At 63.5% G+C, this 633-nt stretch carries 2 pseudogenes; both read left to right on the top strand.

Going from position 1 to position 633, the window contains the following annotated elements:
- Positions 1 to 186 (top strand): annotated as a pseudogene (locus A5760_RS26980) (hypothetical protein); the annotation flags it as partial.
- A 100-nt stretch (positions 187 to 286) separates the two neighbouring features.
- Positions 287 to 633, top strand: a pseudogene (locus A5760_RS10920) (hypothetical protein); the annotation flags it as partial.

The raw sequence follows: 633 nt of genomic DNA, 5'->3' as shown, positions 1-633 counted from the left end.
GCCGGAGAGATTAGCGCATTGCGTCCGGCAGTTGTTGCCTCGCTGGTGATTTCCGCCCTGCAAATCTGGCTCACCGACTGGATCGCCACCGACCGCGCGCTGCCCATCGACAAGGTTGCCGACGAGGTTGTCGATCACCTCCGGTGCTGCCTGACGCGCCAACCGCGTGTGACCTCCAAGTCGTAGCAAAGAGTGCCAGCGTCGGTGAACCGAGCAGAAAGAATGACCATGGCAGTTGTCCCCGGCGCGCAAGCGCCTGCCCGATACACCTATATGGACTGAGCGCATGAGCAATGCTTCAGGACACGACGATGCGCCGCCGCCGATCTTTCGGTTGACCGAACCCGGAGCCGGATTTAGCCACTTCGTGGCCGGGATGCGCACACTGCAAGACCTGGCCGTCAGCGCAGCCCCAGAAGACGGCGTCTTCGTCCACGCGGCGCAACGAGTCGACGAACTCATCGACCTGTTGGGTCCTTATGAAGCAGCCGAGGGGGCGAGCCTGGCCGGTCGCGTGCCAAGCCTGCCCGGTGCAGGCAGCCTGCTCATGCCACCGTGGACAATCACGCGTTTCGAACCCGACGGTGTCGACATCGCCGTCGAGTACAGCCGCTTCTACGTTGGCGCTCGCTC

Source organism: Mycobacterium colombiense (genome assembly GCF_001665835.1).
Classification (GTDB): domain Bacteria; phylum Actinomycetota; class Actinomycetes; order Mycobacteriales; family Mycobacteriaceae; genus Mycobacterium; species Mycobacterium colombiense_A.
This window is presented reverse-complemented; position numbering and strand designations above follow the sequence as displayed.